Source organism: Nocardioides sp. (assembly GCF_050699375.1).
Taxonomy (GTDB): Bacteria; Actinomycetota; Actinomycetes; order Propionibacteriales; family Nocardioidaceae; genus Nocardioides.
The window spans coordinates 1-16,676 of sequence record NZ_JBOHDN010000026.1; the positions used below are offsets into that span (position 1 = coordinate 1).

The 16,676-nt window shown below is 70.9% G+C and carries 10 protein-coding genes and 1 pseudogene; 6 read left to right on the forward strand and 5 right to left on the reverse strand.

The genetic code is table 11. The features are described from left to right. Positions 1–68 precede the first annotated feature (68 nt). On the reverse strand, positions 69–1,331 hold the full coding sequence (locus ACRDPS_RS01185) for a lipopolysaccharide biosynthesis protein (RefSeq protein ID WP_431499794.1): 1,263 nt from the start codon (positions 1,329–1,331) through the stop codon (positions 69–71). Between the two features lie 199 nt (positions 1,332–1,530). Here ACRDPS_RS01185 and ACRDPS_RS01190 point away from each other — a divergent pair, with 199 nt between their 5' ends. Beyond that, positions 1,531–3,243, forward strand: coding sequence for a hypothetical protein (locus tag ACRDPS_RS01190; protein WP_431499786.1), 1,713 nt, complete (start codon positions 1,531–1,533; stop codon positions 3,241–3,243). A 20-nt stretch (positions 3,244–3,263) separates the two neighbouring features. Then, positions 3,264–3,419: a hypothetical protein gene (locus ACRDPS_RS01195; protein WP_160024268.1), complete on the forward strand. Its 156-nt coding sequence runs from the start codon at positions 3,264–3,266 to the stop codon at positions 3,417–3,419. Positions 3,420–3,489: 70 nt separating this feature from the next. On the opposite strand, the gene ACRDPS_RS01200 is transcribed toward ACRDPS_RS01195, so the two are convergent. Next, entirely contained in the window at positions 3,490–4,647 is a 1,158-nt protein-coding gene (locus tag ACRDPS_RS01200) for a glycosyltransferase family 4 protein (protein WP_431499787.1), read from the reverse strand. Between the two features lie 135 nt (positions 4,648–4,782). On the opposite strand from ACRDPS_RS01200, the gene ACRDPS_RS01205 reads away from it, so the two are divergent. Continuing rightward, positions 4,783–5,592, forward strand: coding sequence for a class I SAM-dependent methyltransferase (locus ACRDPS_RS01205; protein ID WP_431499788.1), 810 nt, complete (start codon positions 4,783–4,785; stop codon positions 5,590–5,592). Then, entirely contained in the window at positions 5,559–9,845 is a 4,287-nt protein-coding gene (locus ACRDPS_RS01210) for an alpha-(1->3)-arabinofuranosyltransferase domain-containing protein (protein WP_431499789.1), read from the forward strand. Before ACRDPS_RS01205 ends, ACRDPS_RS01210 begins: the two co-directional genes overlap by 34 nt. Positions 9,846–9,871: 26 nt before the next feature. On the opposite strand, the pseudogene ACRDPS_RS01215 reads toward ACRDPS_RS01210, so the two are convergent. Together ACRDPS_RS01215 and ACRDPS_RS01220 are read right to left on the reverse strand one after the other, a co-directional pair. Further along, a pseudogene (locus tag ACRDPS_RS01215) lies at positions 9,872–10,897 on the reverse strand (acyltransferase family protein); the annotation flags it as partial. Continuing rightward, positions 10,897–12,819 carry a hypothetical protein gene (locus ACRDPS_RS01220; protein ID WP_431499790.1) on the reverse strand — a complete coding sequence of 641 codons (1,923 nt, stop codon included), beginning with the start codon at positions 12,817–12,819 and terminating at the stop codon, positions 10,897–10,899. The pseudogene ACRDPS_RS01215 and the gene ACRDPS_RS01220, both read right to left, overlap by 1 nt. Positions 12,820–12,930: 111 nt before the next feature. On the opposite strand from ACRDPS_RS01220, the gene ACRDPS_RS01225 reads away from it, so the two are divergent. Beyond that, a complete protein-coding gene (locus tag ACRDPS_RS01225; RefSeq protein ID WP_431499791.1) occupies positions 12,931–13,890 on the forward strand; it encodes a porin PorA family protein in 960 nt (319 codons plus the stop codon). Here ACRDPS_RS01225 and ACRDPS_RS01230 read toward each other — a convergent pair. Beyond that, positions 13,887–14,831 (reverse strand): class I SAM-dependent methyltransferase, encoded by a 945-nt coding sequence (locus ACRDPS_RS01230; RefSeq protein ID WP_431499792.1) that lies wholly within the window; start codon positions 14,829–14,831, stop codon positions 13,887–13,889. The two genes, ACRDPS_RS01225 and ACRDPS_RS01230, sit on opposite strands and share 4 nt — an antisense overlap. A 269-nt stretch (positions 14,832–15,100) precedes the next feature. Between ACRDPS_RS01230 and rpsA the strand changes: the two genes are divergently transcribed. Next, positions 15,101–16,582, forward strand: a complete 1,482-nt coding sequence (gene rpsA / locus ACRDPS_RS01235) for a 30S ribosomal protein S1 (RefSeq protein ID WP_431499793.1) — start codon at positions 15,101–15,103, stop codon at positions 16,580–16,582. The last annotated feature ends 94 nt before the right edge of the window (positions 16,583–16,676 follow it).

Here is a 16,676-nt window from a genome sequence, read left to right on the forward strand (position 1 = left end):
GCATCCAGGTGCCCGCTCGGCCTGCAGAACTGACGGCCTGCAGAAGTGACGCTTCGGCTGGGGTGGGGTCAGCGGTCGGAGGACTGGTTCAGGCGCCAGAAGGTGACGGCCAGGAGGACGGCGACCAGGGTGGCATCGACGCTGAGGACGGCCCAGACCAGGCCCTCGGCGGTGGTCTGAGCCGCGCCGAGGGCGATGGCGGCGCCGACCGCGATCCACAGAAGGTACGCCGAGAGGCGGCTGCGGCGGGCAAGGACCGAGTAGACGAGCAGCTGGAGCACGGACAGCAGGGTGCCGAGGATCGCGAAGACCCACAGCAGGCCCTCGATCTCGGCGTAGTCGGGGCCACCGATGAAGATCATCGCCAGCCACGACAGCAGGGAGGCACCCGCGATCGCACACACGCCGAGTCCGCCCACGAGCGCCAGCGACTTGAGGAGAGCGGAGCGGCGGCTGGCCTCGGCCGACATCGACGGGAACGCGATGATCACCACGAACTGAGGCAGGAACAGCACGGCCTTGGTGAGGATCAGGCCGCCGGCGTACAGACCGGAGACGTGGTCGGAGAGCACGTTGCGAGCGATCAGGATGTCGACGTTGGAGAGTGCGAAGAAGCCCAGCAGTGCGAACGACCCGTGCAGCATCTCCACGACGACGGGCTTCATCGGGCGGGGAGCCGTGGGTGTCTTGGTCTCCGCTCCGGCTGCGGCAGAGGTACGCCGACGCAGCACCCACCACCCGACGACTGCCGGCGCGAACTGGGCCAGCGCGACACCGGCCATGGCGGCGCCCTCGGTCGGGCGGACCCACATCGCGGCGGTGGCGATCAGGACCCGCGGTAGGCCGAGTGCCAGGTAGACGGCAGCCAGCCCGAGCCAGCGGCGCTCGCCCTGGAGCACGCCGGCCTGACCACCCATGATGGTCAGCGGCACGGCGCACACCGCTACCAGCAGCGCGGGATAGATCGAGTCCAGCCGCAACAGTCTCCAGACCAGCGGCGAGGCGACGAGCATGACCACGCCGACGACGATGGCCGCCCGGTAGGTCGCCCGCAGCACCGTCCGCTCGATCGCGCGCTCGTGGCCGGGCGTCTCGGTCACCCGGCGCGAGGCGGTCGCCTGCATCCCGAGCTGAACCACGCCGACGACCATCAGCAGCGACATCATCGAGGCCACGCCGCCGTACTGTCCCGGCCCGAGGATCCGGGCGGCGATGATCTGGAAGCCATAGGTGGCCACGTTGGTGACCATGATGCAGACCGCGAGGAACCCGCTGCTGCGGACGAGCGCGTACAGCCTGCGCCGGCGCTCGCTGATCGGGCTGACGGTCATCGTGGGCACCGGGAAAGCCTAGGGTGTGGCAGGTCACATGCCGGCACCGGCATCTGCCCGGCCTCTGAACTCGATCGCCACAAGTGACCTCTCGGCCTGCAGAACTGACGTCTCGGCCGACATACGTGACTTCTCGGCCTGCAGAACTGACTTCTCGGGCTGCGGGGGTTGCGTCCCGGGGATCGCTTAGGGTTGCGGCGTGAGAGAGCGGGCGGTTCCTGTCCTGTGGGCAGGCGTGCTGGCTCTGCTGATGCTGGGGCCGGCGTCGGGTGCGGGGTTCGTGCTCAGCTACGACATGGTGTGGGTGCCTGATCTCGCGCTGACCAGGGACGTGCTGGGGATGGGGTCGGGGCTGCCGCGGGCGGTGCCCTCGGATGCGGTCGTCGCGGTCGTGGACGAGGTCGTGCCGGGCATGCTGACGCAGAAGATCGCCCTGGTGGGTGCGCTCGTCCTCGCCGGGTCGGGAGCCGCCGAGCTGGTGCGCGACCGGTCGCTCGTGGCCCGCATGGCTGTGGTCAGTCTGGTCGTGTGGAGCCCGTACGTCGCCGAGCGGCTGTGGATGGGGCACTGGCCGATGCTGCTGGCGTACGCCGCGGTGCCCTGGCTCGTGGTCGCGGGCCGCCGCTGGGCTGCCGGCGAGCGGCACAGGTGGTGGACGCTGCCCGTCCTGCTGGTCGGCAGCCTGAGCGCGAGCGCGGGGATCGTCGCGGGCGCGGTGCTGCTCGCCACCGGGCTGCGCCGTGGCCGGGGTCCGGTCAGGCTGCTCGCGATGGTGGCCGCGGTCAACGCGCCGTGGCTCGTCACCGGACTGACCCACGCGGGGGAGGCGGCCGCGGCGACCGGGTTCGAGGTCTTCGCGCTGCGCGGTGATGCCCTGCCCGCTCCGTTGGCCGCGCTCACCCTCGGCGGGATCTGGAACACCTCGGTGGTCCCGGCCAGCCGGGAGGGCTGGCTCGCCTGGGTCGCGCTGCTGGTGCTGATCGCGCTGGTCGCGGCAGGACTCCGCAGGTGGTGGACCGCCGACGGGCAGCGGATCGCGATCCTGGTGCTGTGGGCATCCGGCCTCGCGATCGCGCTCGCCGGCTGGGCGGCACCATCCGCGCTCGAGACCATCGCCCAGGGCCTACCCGGCCTGGCCCTGCTCCGCGACAGCAGCCGGCTGCTCCCGCTGTGCCTGCCGTTGCTCGTGCTGACGGTCGCCGCCGGCGTCGACACGGTGGGCCAGAAGGTGGACGAGAAGATGGGCCCGCGCCCGCGGGGGACAGCCCCGAGATGGGCCGCGGCCGTGGTCGTCGTCCTCGCCCCGATCGCCGTCCTCCCCGACGCCGCCTGGGGCCTGGCGGGCGGCATCGGCGCCGCCGACTACCCGGCGAAGTGGCGGCAGGCGAGCGAGACCCTCGAGAAGCAGCCGGACACAGGAGACGTACTCGTCCTGCCCTGGTCCGCCTACCGCGCCCCGGCGTGGAACGAGGACCGCCCCGTCCTCGACCCCCTGCCCCGGATGCTGACCCGGACGAGCGTGATCAACGGCGATCTCGTCATCGGCCGCACCACGATCGCGGGCGAGGACCCACGCGCCGCCCAGGCGGCCGAGGCCCTCGCCGCACCCGACCCGCAGCGGCGGGCAGAGGCCCTGCGGAGCCTCGGGATCGCGTACGTCATCACCGACCTCACCGCGGGCGAGGCGCCGCAGGTGGCCGGCGAGACGGTCTACGACGAGGGCGGTCTGCTCCTGCGGCGACTGCCCGCGACGAGCGGCGCGATGACCGGCTACTCGGTCGGTCCGGTGACCCTGGCGGCCGTGGTCGGAGCGTGGGCGGCGTACGTCCTTCTGTGGCTCATCGCCACAACGTCAACAGTTTTGCTACTGATCAGTACGGTTCGCCGCCTGGCTGCTAGGGTTCCCGGCTAGGAGAGGGAGGTCACATATCCATGGGCAACATCATTGCCATCGTCGCCAGCATTCTTGTGGGCGGCGGAGTCGCCGCAGCGACCATCGTCGGAGTCGTCACCAGCAGCACGGACAACACCGTCGAGAATCCTCCGAGCGTCTCTGAGTCGACGGTTCAGTACGGCACCAACGACTGAGCTTCGACCGAACGAACGCGAAGGGTCCCGGCGGTTGTCCGCCGGGACCCTTCATATTTGCGCGAGACGGTCAGTCCGCGCTCACCACATGCCCCCGCAGAGCCGAGGCGAGCACGGCGTTGAAGTTGAGCTGGCTCTGCTCCCAGGTGTGCTTGCGGGCGTGCCAGCGGGCCCCCTCGGCCAGCTCCTTGCGCCGGATCTCGTCACCCAGCAGGTGGTCGAGCGAGGCCACGAAGCCGGCCTGGTCATCGACCAGCACCCCGGACTCGCCGTCGTCGATCGACTCGGTCGTCCCGCCGGCGTAGCGGAAGGCGACCGTCGGGGTGCCGTGCTGCGCAGCCTCGGTGACCACCAGCCCCCAGCCCTCCTTCAGCGACGGCAGCGCCATCAGCCAGGAGCGCTCGTAGACCGCCTCCTTGGTCTCCTCCTCGACGTGCCCCAGCATCTCGACGAACTCCCCGGCCTCCGCCCGGGAGATGTACGCAGCCAGCTCATCGGTCCACCAGCCACCGCCCACGATGCTCAGCCGCAGGTCCGGGTAGGTCGCGCGCAGCGCCGCGACGGCGTCGACCGCCAGCTCGACCCGCTTGTGCGGCACCAGCCGCCCGACGACGCAGACGGAGGGGTGCTCGGTCTTGGCCGGCTGGTCGCTCAACGCCGGCGCGGCGCCGTTGTGCACGACCGCGACCCGGGCCGGGTCGACCCCCAGCGTCGCCAGCTCGGCGCGGGTGGCCCGGGAGACCGCGACGTACTGCTTGTCACGGTAGAGGCGCGGTGCCAGCCGCGACTCGACCCACCAGCCGATCCGCCCGGACAGGCCCGGGTAGACCACCGGCCACTGCTCGCGGTGGACATGGTGGACGAGGACCGTGACCGGCGCCCGGGTGCCGAGCGGTGTGAAGAACGGGAGCCCGTTCTGCACGTCGATGACCGCGTCGACGCGGCCGATCGGGCCGAAGCGCCCCAGTGCCAGCAGCAGCACGCCCCACAGGTAGATGCTGAGCTTGCCGCCGCGGCGTACGTAGCGGATCCCGTCGCGCTCCTCGCGAGCGGGCGCGCCCGGATAGGCGGCGGTGAAGACGGTGACCCGGGCGCCGGCATCCACCAGACCTGCGGTGATCTGATGCAGATAGTGCTCGGCTCCGCCGGCTTCGGGGTTGTCCGTATCGCGCCAGCTGAACACCGCCACATGGCGGGCGCTCAGCTGCGCTCCCTCTTTGGCGCGCAAAACTCAGTGCTCCCCTGGATCTCGCAGTTCCCCGCTGCTGAGCGCTCCCTCCCCAGGGGTCACGCAGTTACTGGAGAGTAGGACAAATCGTGACCAAATGCACACCCGCTGGGGTAATCGGTTAGTGTTCCGGCCGTGCCGAACCTCCTCGACCCCCGGATCGACGACCCGAGCGACGACTCGAGCGACGACCCGATCGGCGGCGGCTGGAGCGCGACGCTGCGGCGCTCCGTACGTCTCTTCAACGACTTCCGGGTCGAGCAGACCGATCCCGCGCGTTTCTACACCGCGCTGGCCGCGGACTCGGTCGGCCAGCTGGCCCACTACACCGCTGGAGAGACTCTGCGGGACACCGTCCTGCTCGACGTCGGCGGCGGCCCGGGCTACTTCCGCGACGCCTTCATGAAGGCGGGCGCGACCTACCTCGCGCTGGACGCCGACGCCGGTGAGATGCAGGGCGCCGGCATCGTCGCCGAGGGCAGCATGCTCGGCGACGGGATGCGGCTCCCGGTCCGCACCGGCTCGGTCGACGCCTGCTACTCCTCCAACGTCCTCGAGCACGTCCCGGTGCCGATGGCGATGGCCGACGAGATGCTCCGCGTCACCAAGCCCGGCGGCGTCGTCTTCTGTTCCTACACCCTGTGGTGGGGCCCCTGGGGCGGCCACGAGACCAGCCCGTGGCACCTGCTCGGCGGCCGGTTCGCGCGCCGTCGCTACCGCCGCAAGCACGGCCACGAGCCCAAGAACAAGTACGGCGAGTCGATGTACGCGGCGACCGCTGCCGCCGGGCTGCGCTGGGCGCGCGCCCAGCGCAAGGCGGGCAACGCCGAGATCCTGGCCGCGGTTCCGCGCTACCACCCCGCGTGGGCGGCGTGGCTGATGCGGGTCCCGGTGGTGAGGGAGGTGCTCTCGTGGAACCTCCTGCTCGTGCTGCGCAAGACCTGACCCCGGAGCGGCCCAGCGCCACCTCCAGGCTCAGGATCACGGCATACGTCGTCATCCTGACCGCGATCACCTTCACCCAGGCCCCGGGGCGGATCGTCGCGGACACCAAGTTCGACCTCAGCGCCGACCCGTGGGCGTTCCTGGCCCGGGCGCTGAACATGTGGGACGCCCAGGGCGGCTTCGGCCAGGTGCAGAACCAGGCGACCGGCTACCTGTGGCCGATGGGTCCGTTCTACGGCCTCGGCCAGCTGGCGCACCTGCCCGAGTGGGTGATCCAGCGGCTGTGGTGGGCGCTGCTGCTCAACCTGGCCTTCCTGGGGGTCCTGACGCTGGCCCGTGAGCTGCGCCTGGGACGACCCTGGGCGCAGGTGGCCGGTGCCGCCGCGTACGTCCTCACGCCCCGCGTCATGACCATCCTCGGCGCCAACTCGGTCGAGCTGTGGCCGACCGCGGTGGCGCCCTGGGTGCTGCTCGCCGTCATCCGGGCCAGCGGCACGACCACCACGAAGGACCTGGTGCGCTGGTGTGCGATCGCCGCGCTCGCGGTCGCCTGCGCGGGTGGCGTCAACGCGACCGCGGTCTCGGCGGTCCTGGTCCCGGGCGTCGTCTTCCTGATGACGCGCACCGGCGTACGACGGTTCGCCGTGCTCGGCCTGTGGGGCGTGCTGACCGTCATCGCCACCCTGTGGTGGACGATCCCGCTGGTGCTGCAGGGCCGCTACATCCCGCCCTTCCTCGACTACATCGAGACCGCCGCGGTGACCGCGTCGACCACCGGTCTGCTGCCCACGCTGCTGGGCACCTCGGACTGGGTGGCGTACGCCGACCCCATCTACTACCCGGCCGGGCAGAGCCTGCACACCACGCCCTACCTGGTCCTCGACGCGGCCGCCGTCGTCGCCATCGGGCTCGCCGGGCTGGCCGGTCTCGGACGCGCGCGCCGGCATCCCGAGAGCCGTTTCCTGATCGGCTGCGTGCTGGCCGGCGCCGTCCTGGTGGGGATCGGCTACACCGGTGCGCTGGCCGGCTGGGGCGCCGAGGCCCGTCAGGACCTGGTCGACGGCGCCCTGGCCGCGGTGCGCAACAGTCACAAGTACGACGCCGTGCTCCGCCTCGGGCTCGCGGCCGGGGTCGTGCTCACCGTCGAGACCATCCTCTTCCGCGCCGGCTTGGCGCGCGCAGGCACGTCGGATGCAGGTACGTCGGGCGCAGGTACGTCGGGCGCAGGCGCGTCGGGCACGAAGGCCGCCGAGTGGCTGCGCAAGGTGTTCGTGGTCGCCGTGGTCGCGTCCCTGGCCGGCCTCGCGGTGCCCTGGGTGCGGGGCCAGGTGCCGCCGCCGGGGTCGATCGAGAACGTGCCGGGATTCTGGACCGAGGCCGCCGACTATCTCTCCGAGACCGACGACGGCGGGGTCACGCTGGTGGCTCCCGCTGCCCGGTTCGGCGACTACCTGTGGGGCAGCACCCACGACGAGGTCCTCCAGCCGTACGCCGACTCCCGCTGGGCCGTCCGAGGCGTGGTGCCGCTGGCCGAGCCCGGCAACGTCGTCTGGCTCGACCGGGTCACCGAGGAGCTCGAGCGCGGCACCCCGAGCCAGGATCTCGCGCCCATGCTCGCCAAAGCCGGCGTCACCCGGCTGCTGATCCGCAACGACCTGCACTGGGGCACCACCGGCGCCCCGCCGCCCTCGCTGGTCCACGCCACCCTCGCCGGCTCTCCGGGCCTGACCCGGGAGGCGAGCTTCGGCTCGGAGTTCGGCAACAGCACCTACCACCGTGAGAACGGCACCAGGGTGCTCGTCGACGGGGGCCTGGCCGGGGAGTACGCCCCGATCGAGATCTACGAGGTCGACGACGCCGCCTCTGGCGGGACCGTGATCCCGGCGAAGACGACCGTCATGGGCGACCCGGGTGAGCCCGCCAGCGGCGCGCAGGCCGTGCTGACCGCCGACGACACCCGGACGCCGGACGCCGACGACAACGACGAGAAGGCCGACGTCATCCTCACCGACGGCCAGCGGCGGCGTACGACGATCTTCTCCGGGGTCCGCGCCAACTCCTCCGCGACCCGCACCGCCGAGGAGGGCGTCGACTCCGACAAGCCCGAGAGCTTCCACCGCTATCTGGAGGACCAGGAGCGCTGGCAGAGCACCGTGGTCTGGCGTGGGGTCGAGACCGTGGAGGCCTCCAGCTCGGCGGCGACGCCGGCCGACGTCCCGGTCGACCGTGGCAGTGCGCCCTCCGCGGCCCTCGACGGGGACCCGGACACGGCGTGGCGCACCGAGACCGGCTGGGGGCGCGGCCCCGAGGGCTCCTGGCTCCGGGTCCGGTTCGAGGACGAGGTCGACCTCGGCAAGGTCACCATCTCAATCCCGGCGAACGCGGTCGGGGTGGAGCGGCTCGAGCTCGTCGCCGGCGCCCAGATGCGGAAGGTGTACGCCCCGCTGCCGGGGGAGGAGGCGACGTACGACCTCACCGGCTTCAGCGCCCGCAACCTCACCGTGACGGCACGCGGAGCCACCGCCGAGAGCCCCTGGGGGATCAGCGAGCTCGACATCGACGGCGTCACCCCGCAGCGGCTGGTCGCACTGCCCGAGCCGCCCGCCGACGCCACGATCCGCAAGATCCGGCTCAGCCGGGACAACGACCGAAGCGGCTGCATCGAGGGCCAGGAGGACGTGCTCTACTGCGAGCCGTTCCTGGCCCACACCGGCGACGACGGCGACGATCTGGACCGGCTGGTCACCCTCACCCGCGGACAGTCCTTCGACGTCAGCGGGACGGTCTCGCTGCGCCGCGACCACGCCTACGCCGAGGCGGCCGGCAGCCTCGCCGGTGTCGACATCAGCGCGCCGAGCAGCGGCGACATCGCCCGGTCCGCGCTCGCCATGGCAGACGGTGACGACGGCACCTCCTGGCGGGCTCCGTCGACCGGCGAGGCGGCGGTGACCCTCGGGCTGCCCGAGAAGGAGCGGATCCGGTCCCTGCGGCTCGTGGTCGAGGAGGCGGCCGCGGTGAGCATCCCGACCGAGGTCGAGATCACCGACCTGCGCCGACCCAAGCGCACGGTCACCCGTGAGGTCGGCGAGGACGGAGACGTCGAGGTTCCCAGCGGCTGGCGCACCGACCGGCTCCGAATCCGCATCACCGAGACCGACGCCGCCTACGACCAGCCCTCCAGCATGGCCGACGCGACCGAGCTGCCCGCCGGCATCTCCGAGCTCCAGGTCAACGGCGAGCCGCTCGGCGACGGCAGGATCCGGGCATCCTGCGCCGAAGGGCCCCGGATCAAGGTGGGCGACAGGCTGGTGCGTACCTCGGTCCAAGCCTCGCTCTCCGACCTGTTGCGCGGCGCGGAGGTGCCGCTCGCGGTCTGCGGCTCGGCTCCGATCAACCTGGCTGTCGGCGAGAACACGCTCCTGGCAGATCCCGGGCCTGACGACGCCCTCCGCATCGACAGCCTCGAGCTCAGCTCCGACGCGATCGCGCCCGCCGAGCCGCCGGTGGCGGTCGAGGTCGAGCGAGACGAGCGGGACACCGCGGTCTCGGCCACCGTGCCCGCCGCGGCGTACGACCGGATCCTCGTGCTCCCGCAGAACATCAACCCCGGCGCCACCGCGACCCTGGACGGCAAGGTCCTCCAGGCCCAGCGGGTCGACGGCTGGCAGCAGGGCTGGGTCGTGCCCGCCGGGGCCGGGGGAGAGGTACGCCTCGGCTTCGCGCCCGAGGAGACCTATCGTGCCGGGCTGCTCGCCGGTGCGGCCGGCGCTGTGCTCGTCCTCGCGCTCGCCCTGGCGACCTCCTGGCGCCGCCGCGGCGCCACCCCCACCCTCGAGCTGTTCCCCACGGCTGCGTCGTGGCGCTGGTACGACGCAGGGGTGCTGGCGATCGTGGCCGGTCTGCTCGCGGGCTGGTGGGGTGCGCTGGCCGCCGTGGTGGCCTGGGCGCTACCGCGCCTGACCGGGCGCAGTCCTGGCGTCGTACGTCTCCTGGCCGCCGGATCGGGGGCGGCGCTCCTCGCCGGTGCGCTGGTGGTCGAGATCCTCCCGTCCGTGTGGGACCAGACCTGGGACCCGCCCGCCTGGACGGCTCAGGCGCTGTCGCTGGCCGCAGTCGTGCTCGCCGCGGCCGCCGCCTCCGCGGGACCGTCCGCACCGGCTGAAGGCACCGCGCGCGCCGACCGCACCGCGCGCCGGCTCCGGAACGGGCGCCAGCCGCGCAGCCGCATCACCCGGCGCTCGAAGAAGAGGTAGGAGAGTGCCGCCAACGGCACGGTGACGACCACCGTCATGCCCAGGACGGTCCAGAACCGGTCGGCGAAGACCTCGAAGCCAAGGACCTCCATGCCCATCACCAGGACGAACATGTGGATCGAGAAGATGCCGTAGGAGATCTCGCCCAAGGCGCTCGGCACCGGACGAGCCAGCCACCCGCGTACGGCCCCCTCGAGCTCAGGCCCGAAGACGAGTGGGAAGGTGATGCAGACTGCGATCGCGCCGTAGAGCACGCACTTGAGTGCTGCCTCGGCGGGTGTCGGCTGCCCGGAGAGACCGATCGGGCCGGTGATCGGCGTGCAGGCCGCGACGAAGAGTCCCAGCGCCAGCAGCCACCAGCCGGCCAGGTCGCGCGCGGCGGCGTCCAGCCGCGCCCGCATGCCCGGGTCCACCGAGCAGGCCGCGAGCGCGGTGCCGGCCAGGAACCACGGCAGGTAGGCGGGCAGCCACTCGGATGCGAACGGCTGCGTGAACCAGCTCCGGGCGCCGGCCGCGAAAACCACACCGCCGACCGAGAGTAGCAACGAGACGATCAGCACGCGGCGTACGTCCAGACGGTTCCGCGGCGTCAGCAGCCGCACCACCAGCGGCAGCGCGAGGTAGAAGGCGACCTCGGTGCACAGGCTCCACATGTGTGCCAGGCCGTAGGCGTGCGAGTCCTGGGTGTAGATCTGGGTCAGGGTGAGGTTGGCGACCCAGTCGCCGGCGTCGGAGCCCGAGTTCTCGGGGACGACGAGAAGGCAGACGGCGACGACGACCCAGTAGAGCGGCAGGATCCGCAGTGCCCGCTTCCACAGATAGCGTCCGGTGCTGGGAGGCGGGGCACCCGCAGCGCTGGCCGCGAACCATGGTCTGGCCAGCAGGAACCCGGAGACCACGAAGAACAGCGCGACGCCGAGGTCGAAGTGCGCCAGCATCGCGCCGGTCCACCCGCGCTCGTAGCGGCCGGTATGGAAGCCGACGTGGGTCAGCAGCACCATCAGCGCCCCGACCGCGCGCAGTGCGTCGAGAGTGAGGAACCGGCGGCTCATCAGCCATCCCCCTTGGTTGCCGAGATCGGGTCGCCGTACGGCACCACCTCGCCGACCTCGATGTCGCTCACGCACGGCTTCGAGCCAGGCGTCAGGCTCTGGAAGCCCACAGCGTCGAACCGGCCCTCACCGGTGCGTAGGTAGAGGCTGCGGTACCCGGCCTCGACCTCGACGTCGTACGAATGGTCCCCGGCGATCACGCGCATCCGGCCCTCGTCCTTGGCGCCGGCGGCGTAGCTGACGCGGATCCACCAACCGGCGCCGTCCACACCGCCGTCCAGGGCCACTCGAAGCGGCGTCTGGCGCACTCGCAGCTGGCACTGATCCGGGCTCGGTGTCGGATCGACCGCGCCGACCGAGCGGCGTTCCGGCTCGACGGCGGCCGGGCGGATGTGGCCCTTGCCATCGACCACGAAGAGCTGATTCGTGCTTGCCCGAGGGAACTCCATCTTGTCGGCGAGCGGCCGGAGCACCGCGCTGACCTGGTTGTGCGGGTGAGAGACGCCCCAGATCATCCACTCCGGCACCGGCCCGTCGGCCATCGGCAGCGGCTCCTCGACGCCGGCCAGATCGCTGCGGACCGTGTCGATGTAACGCTCGGTGTTGTCGTCCTCGTGCCAGCCCTCGGCGTAGGAGTAGGACGAGAAGAGCCCGAGCCCGGCGACGATCGCGGTCGCGACCGCGACCCTCCGCGGTGCGTCGAGGAAGGCAGAGGTACGCGTCGGGGCGAGCGTCTCCACCGCCCCGCGCAGTGGCAGCGTCGCCAGGGCGAGCGCCATCGCGGTGACCGCGATCGTGTCGGTGAGATAGCGGTAGGCGAGTGCGATGTCCGGACCGACGCCACCGGCCCGGATGCCGGCGATGAGGGCGATGTCGATGACTAGGATGCCGCCGACCAGCCACCAGGCCCGCAGCGCGATCGAGCGGGTGCGGGCGAGCTCGAAGGTCAGCAGCGCCAGGACACCGACGGCGAGCACCGAGACCACCGCGCCGGGCTCGGCCCAGCCGGCCGAGTTGCCCTCGATCCACTCCCACCGCAGCGGCCCACCGACCACGCCTGGCGCCCACGACTCCAGCAGGAATCGCTGGGTGACCAGCGCGAAACCGTTGGCGTCGGAGCTCCCGGCTGCCTTCGACGATCCCGCCCCGAGGACGAGATAGGCGGCCGCCGAGCCGATCGAGACGACGCCGTAGAGGATCACGCCGGGCAGGTAGCGGACCAGGATCGTCCGCATCCGGGTCAGGATGTCGCCGGTCGCGAACCAGCCCAGCGCCAGGACGGCGTACGGCCAGAACAGCAGCATCGCCTTCTCGCCGAAGGCGATGGCGGCCAGGGTGATGAGGATGGTCAGCAGGGCCCAGCCGAACCGCCGCGTACGCAGGTAGTTCAGGTGCGCCCACGAGCCCCAGAAGATCGCGGCGAGGAACGGCAGCTGGGTGATGCCGGGGCCCCAGGAGAGGAACGCCGGCAGGCTGATCGAGCTGAACAGGAACAGCGCCAGCGGCGGCAGGATCCCACGCCGCCGCCCGAACGCGGAGCAGAGGAAGACCAGCGCGCCGAGGTTCGCGACCGCCTGCAGCACCATCAGCTCGATGGCCGGGTAGGCCCACTGGTAGGGGTCTAGACCGAAGTTGTAGGCCGTCAGCGCGAACGCCCCCGGCATCAGGTGTCCCGCGAAGCCGTGGAAGAGCAGGTCCGCCGAGAGCCCGTCCGACATCAGCTTGGACATGAAGTTGGCGTCGTCGAAGCGATACCACGACCCGCTCACCGCCCAGGCACGGAAGGCGAGCTGCGCCACGATCATGGCCAGCGCGGCCGCGACCACCTTGCCGGGGGTCGCCAGCACGCCGCCGGCGGCGGGGCCCGCGTGGGGGCCTGCGTCGGGGCCGGCAGTGGTGGAAGTGGAGTGGGGGAGCGACACGAGGAGGAAGTGTCGCACAGTGGTATGTGACCCGTTGCACACCTCTCCCGGTATTGCTGCTACGGTTCGGCGGATCGAGGGGGGACCCTGAGCCTTGGGAGGGGCAAACACATGCGAAAAGTGATTGGTTATGTCTTCTTGCTGGTCGGCGCGTTCGCGCTGGCAGCTGCCGCGGTCGCCGGCTTCTGGGGCAAGGGCGCCGCGAAGACGGTGCCGCTGAACGTCGACACGACGACGATCCTGGAGGGCACCGCGAGTGGTGCGCTGGCCAAGTCGGAGTCCCCGGTTCCGGTGAAGTACGTCAGGACGACGGAGGCAGCGCCCAAGGAGTCCACCGACTCCGTGGTCGTCTTCATCGAGGCCGGCTGCATCGTGGTCCAGGAGGACAACCCGCCGGCGTGCCCGGATCCCGAGACCGACGACCGGGTCGTGACCGCCACCGAGCGCGTCTACGCCATGGACCGCAAGACCTCCGAGGTGGTCAAGGACCAGGCCAAGTACGTCGGTGAGGACCGGGCCGTCGACGGCATGGTCGGCCTGGCCGGCAAGTTCCCGTTCGACACCCAGCGCCACAACTACGAGTACTGGGACGGCACGCTCGGCACGAGCGTCATCGCCACCTACATCGACGACGTCGAGGTCGAGGGAGTGACGACCTACCAGTACGAGGTCAACGCCTCCTCCGACGACGCGGTCCTGTCCGCGGGCGAGGACGAGGAGATCGGCACCGACGACGACGTCCGTGGCACCTACGAGGCCAACCAGACGATCTACGTCGAGCCGACCACCGGCTCCTACATCGACCAGAGCGCGACCCAGACGATGGTCGCGGGCGAGACGACGCTGATCGACGCCGAGATGAGCTACACCGACAAGACCGTCGCCACGAACGCCGAGGACGCCAAGGCCAACATCGACAAGCTCAACCTGATCGGCACCTGGATCCCGGTCGGCGGCCTCGTCGCCGGTCTGGTCCTCCTGCTGGCCGGCCTGTGGCTGGTCCTGAGCGGCCGCAAGCCCAACGGCGGCTCGCACGCCGCCGCTGACGACCGCACCCTGGTCGACGCTTAGAGATCAGCACCGAAGATCGCGGTCCCGGGGGTCAACAGCCCCCGGGTCCGCGACCAGCCGCCCCAGATCCGCTCGTGGCCCTCGGGCCACTCGGGCTCGACCAGGTCGGTGATCCGGAACCCGGCACCGGCCAGGATCGAGACCCAGTCCCCAAGGGTGCGGTGGTGCTCGACGTACGACACCTCGCCGGTCTCGTCGTCGACCTCGACATAGGGGGTGCGGTCCCAGTAGGACTGGGCGGCGATCAGGCCCTCGGCGCCGGGGTCGTCGGGGAACATCCACCGCGTCGGATGGGTGATCGAGAAGGCGAAGCGGCCTCCGGGCCGCATCACCCGGGCCGTCTCGGTGATCGCGCGGGCGATGTCGCTGACGAACTGCAGCGCCCCGAACGAGCAGAAGACCACGTCGAAGGAGCCGTCGGCGAAGGGCAGGTCGGTCGCGGTGGCCTGCACCGCGGGCACGACCACACCGGTCTGCTCGTCCAGCCGCCGGGAGTGCAGGAGCTGGCGTCCGGAGAGATCCAGGCCGAGCGCGCGCCCGCCCTGGGTGTTCACCCACCGTGAGCACTGGCAGGCGCCCGAGCCGAGCTCGAGCACGTCTTTGCCGGCGACGTCGCCGAGGACGCCGAGGTCGGCCTCGGTCAGCCCCTCGGGACCCCAGACGAAGCCGGCCTCGCCGAGGAACGGTCCGTGAGTGGCCTGGTACTCGTCGGCGTACCTGTCCCAGTCGGGGCCGTTGGCGCGGCGCGACTCGGCCTCGCTGACCGTACGCCGCTCGGCTCTGACCACGGGGCCGCTGGTGGTCCCGAGACCGGGGTCGAGGCCGGGATCGAGGCTGGATTCGAGGCTGTGCGCGATGCCGGTCTCGATGCCGGGGCCGGTCGGGCCGAACGGATCGACGGGCGCCTCCGGCCTGACGGCCGGGGTGATGGCTTGGTCCACCTCTACAGCGTATGCCCCGTGGCCTCAACCGGGGAATGCCGCGAGGGTCGGCGGCAGTTGGACGGGGCCTGTGCGCGGAGCGTAGGCTAAGAAACTGCGTCTGACGTCTGCCCAGGTCCCGGACCGAGCGGCCCTTGGCTTGCTACCTCAGTCGCTGGTTCATGCCGGGCGATGATGCCCATCGCGCATGTGCCGGCAGAGGTGGTCGACCAGGCATCGACGTGTGTGAAGCCGACGATATCTGTCCACCCAAGGAAACCACCTCCCTTATGACGAGCACGCTCAACATTCCTCTCCCCGACTACGACGCGCCTCAGGTCGCGATCAACGACATCGGGTCGGAAGAGGACTTCCTCGCCGCGATCGACGAGACCATCAAGTACTTCAACGACGGCGACATCGTGGACGGTGTCATCGTCAAGGTCGACCGGGACGAGGTCCTGCTCGACATCGGTTACAAGACCGAAGGCGTCATCCCGTCGCGCGAGCTCTCGATCAAGCACGACGTCGACCCGTCCGAGGTCGTCGAGGTCGGCGACAAGGTCGAGGCCCTGGTTCTCCAGAAGGAGGACAAGGAAGGCCGTCTGATCCTGTCCAAGAAGCGGGCTCAGTACGAGCGCGCCTGGGGCACGATCGAGCAGGTCAAGGAGGAGGACGGCGTCGTCGAGGGCGCGGTCATCGAGGTCGTCAAGGGCGGTCTCATCCTCGACATCGGTCTTCGCGGCTTCCTCCCGGCTTCGCTGGTGGAGATGCGTCGCGTCCGCGACCTGCAGCCGTACGTCGGTCAGACCCTCGAGGCCAAGATCATCGAGCTCGACAAGAACCGCAACAACGTGGTCCTCTCGCGCCGTGCCTGGCTCGAGCAGACCCAGTCCGAGGTTCGCCACGGCTTCCTGACCCAGCTCCAGAAGGGTCAGATCCGCAAGGGTGTCGTCTCCTCGATCGTCAACTTCGGTGCGTTCGTGGACCTCGGCGGCGTCGACGGTCTCGTCCACGTCTCGGAGCTCTCCTGGAAGCACATCGACCACCCGTCCGAGGTCGTCACCGTCGGTGACGAGGTCACCGTCGAGGTTCTCGACGTGGACATGGACCGCGAGCGTGTCTCCCTGTCGCTGAAGGCGACCCAGGAGGACCCGTGGCAGCACTTCGCCCGCACCCACCAGATCGGCCAGATCGTCCCGGGTAAGGTCACCAAGCTGGTGCCGTTCGGTTCGTTCGTCCGTGTCGAGGAGGGCATCGAGGGCCTGGTGCACATCTCCGAGCTGGCCGAGCGCCACGTGGAGATCCCCGAGCAGGTCGTCCAGGTCAACGACGACGTCATGGTCAAGATCATCGACATCGACCTCGAGCGTCGCCGCATCTCGCTCTCGCTCAAGCAGGCCAACGAGACGGTCACCTCGACCGACGTCGAGGAGTTCGACCCGACGCTCTACGGCATGCCGGCCAGCTACGACGAGCAGGGCAACTACCTCTACCCCGAGGGCTTCGACCCGGAGACGGGCGAGTGGCTCGAGGGCTACGACGAGCAGCGTGTGAAGTGGGAGGAGCAGTACGCTCAGGCCCACGCTCGCTGGGAGGCCCACATCAAGCAGCAGCAGGAGGCCGTCGAGAAGGCCGCCGAGGCCGGCGAGGCCACCTCGTACTCCTCGGGTGGCTCGGTCGACGAGACCGTCACCGAGGAGGAGAGCGGCTCGCTCGCCTCCGACGAGGCGCTCCAGGCTCTGCGCGAGAAGCTCACCGGCGGTCAGTGACCAGCGCCGCCCGGCACACGCCGGACGGCACTGATAGCTGAGCTGAGGCTCTGAGAAGACGGCGAAGGCCCGGTCCCCATCGTGGGGCCGGGCC

What these genes read in the sequence shown, in the direction of transcription:
- ACRDPS_RS01185 (WP_431499794.1), bottom strand. Translation starts at nt 1,331, where the DNA reads ATGACCGTCAGCCCGATCAGCGAGCGCCGGCGCAGGCTGTACGCGCTC.
- ACRDPS_RS01195 (WP_160024268.1), top strand. Translation starts at nt 3,264, where the DNA reads ATGGGCAACATCATTGCCATCGTCGCCAGCATTCTTGTGGGCGGCGGA.
- ACRDPS_RS01225 (WP_431499791.1), top strand. Translation starts at nt 12,931, where the DNA reads ATGCGAAAAGTGATTGGTTATGTCTTCTTGCTGGTCGGCGCGTTCGCG.
- rpsA (WP_431499793.1), top strand. Translation starts at nt 15,101, where the DNA reads ATGACGAGCACGCTCAACATTCCTCTCCCCGACTACGACGCGCCTCAG.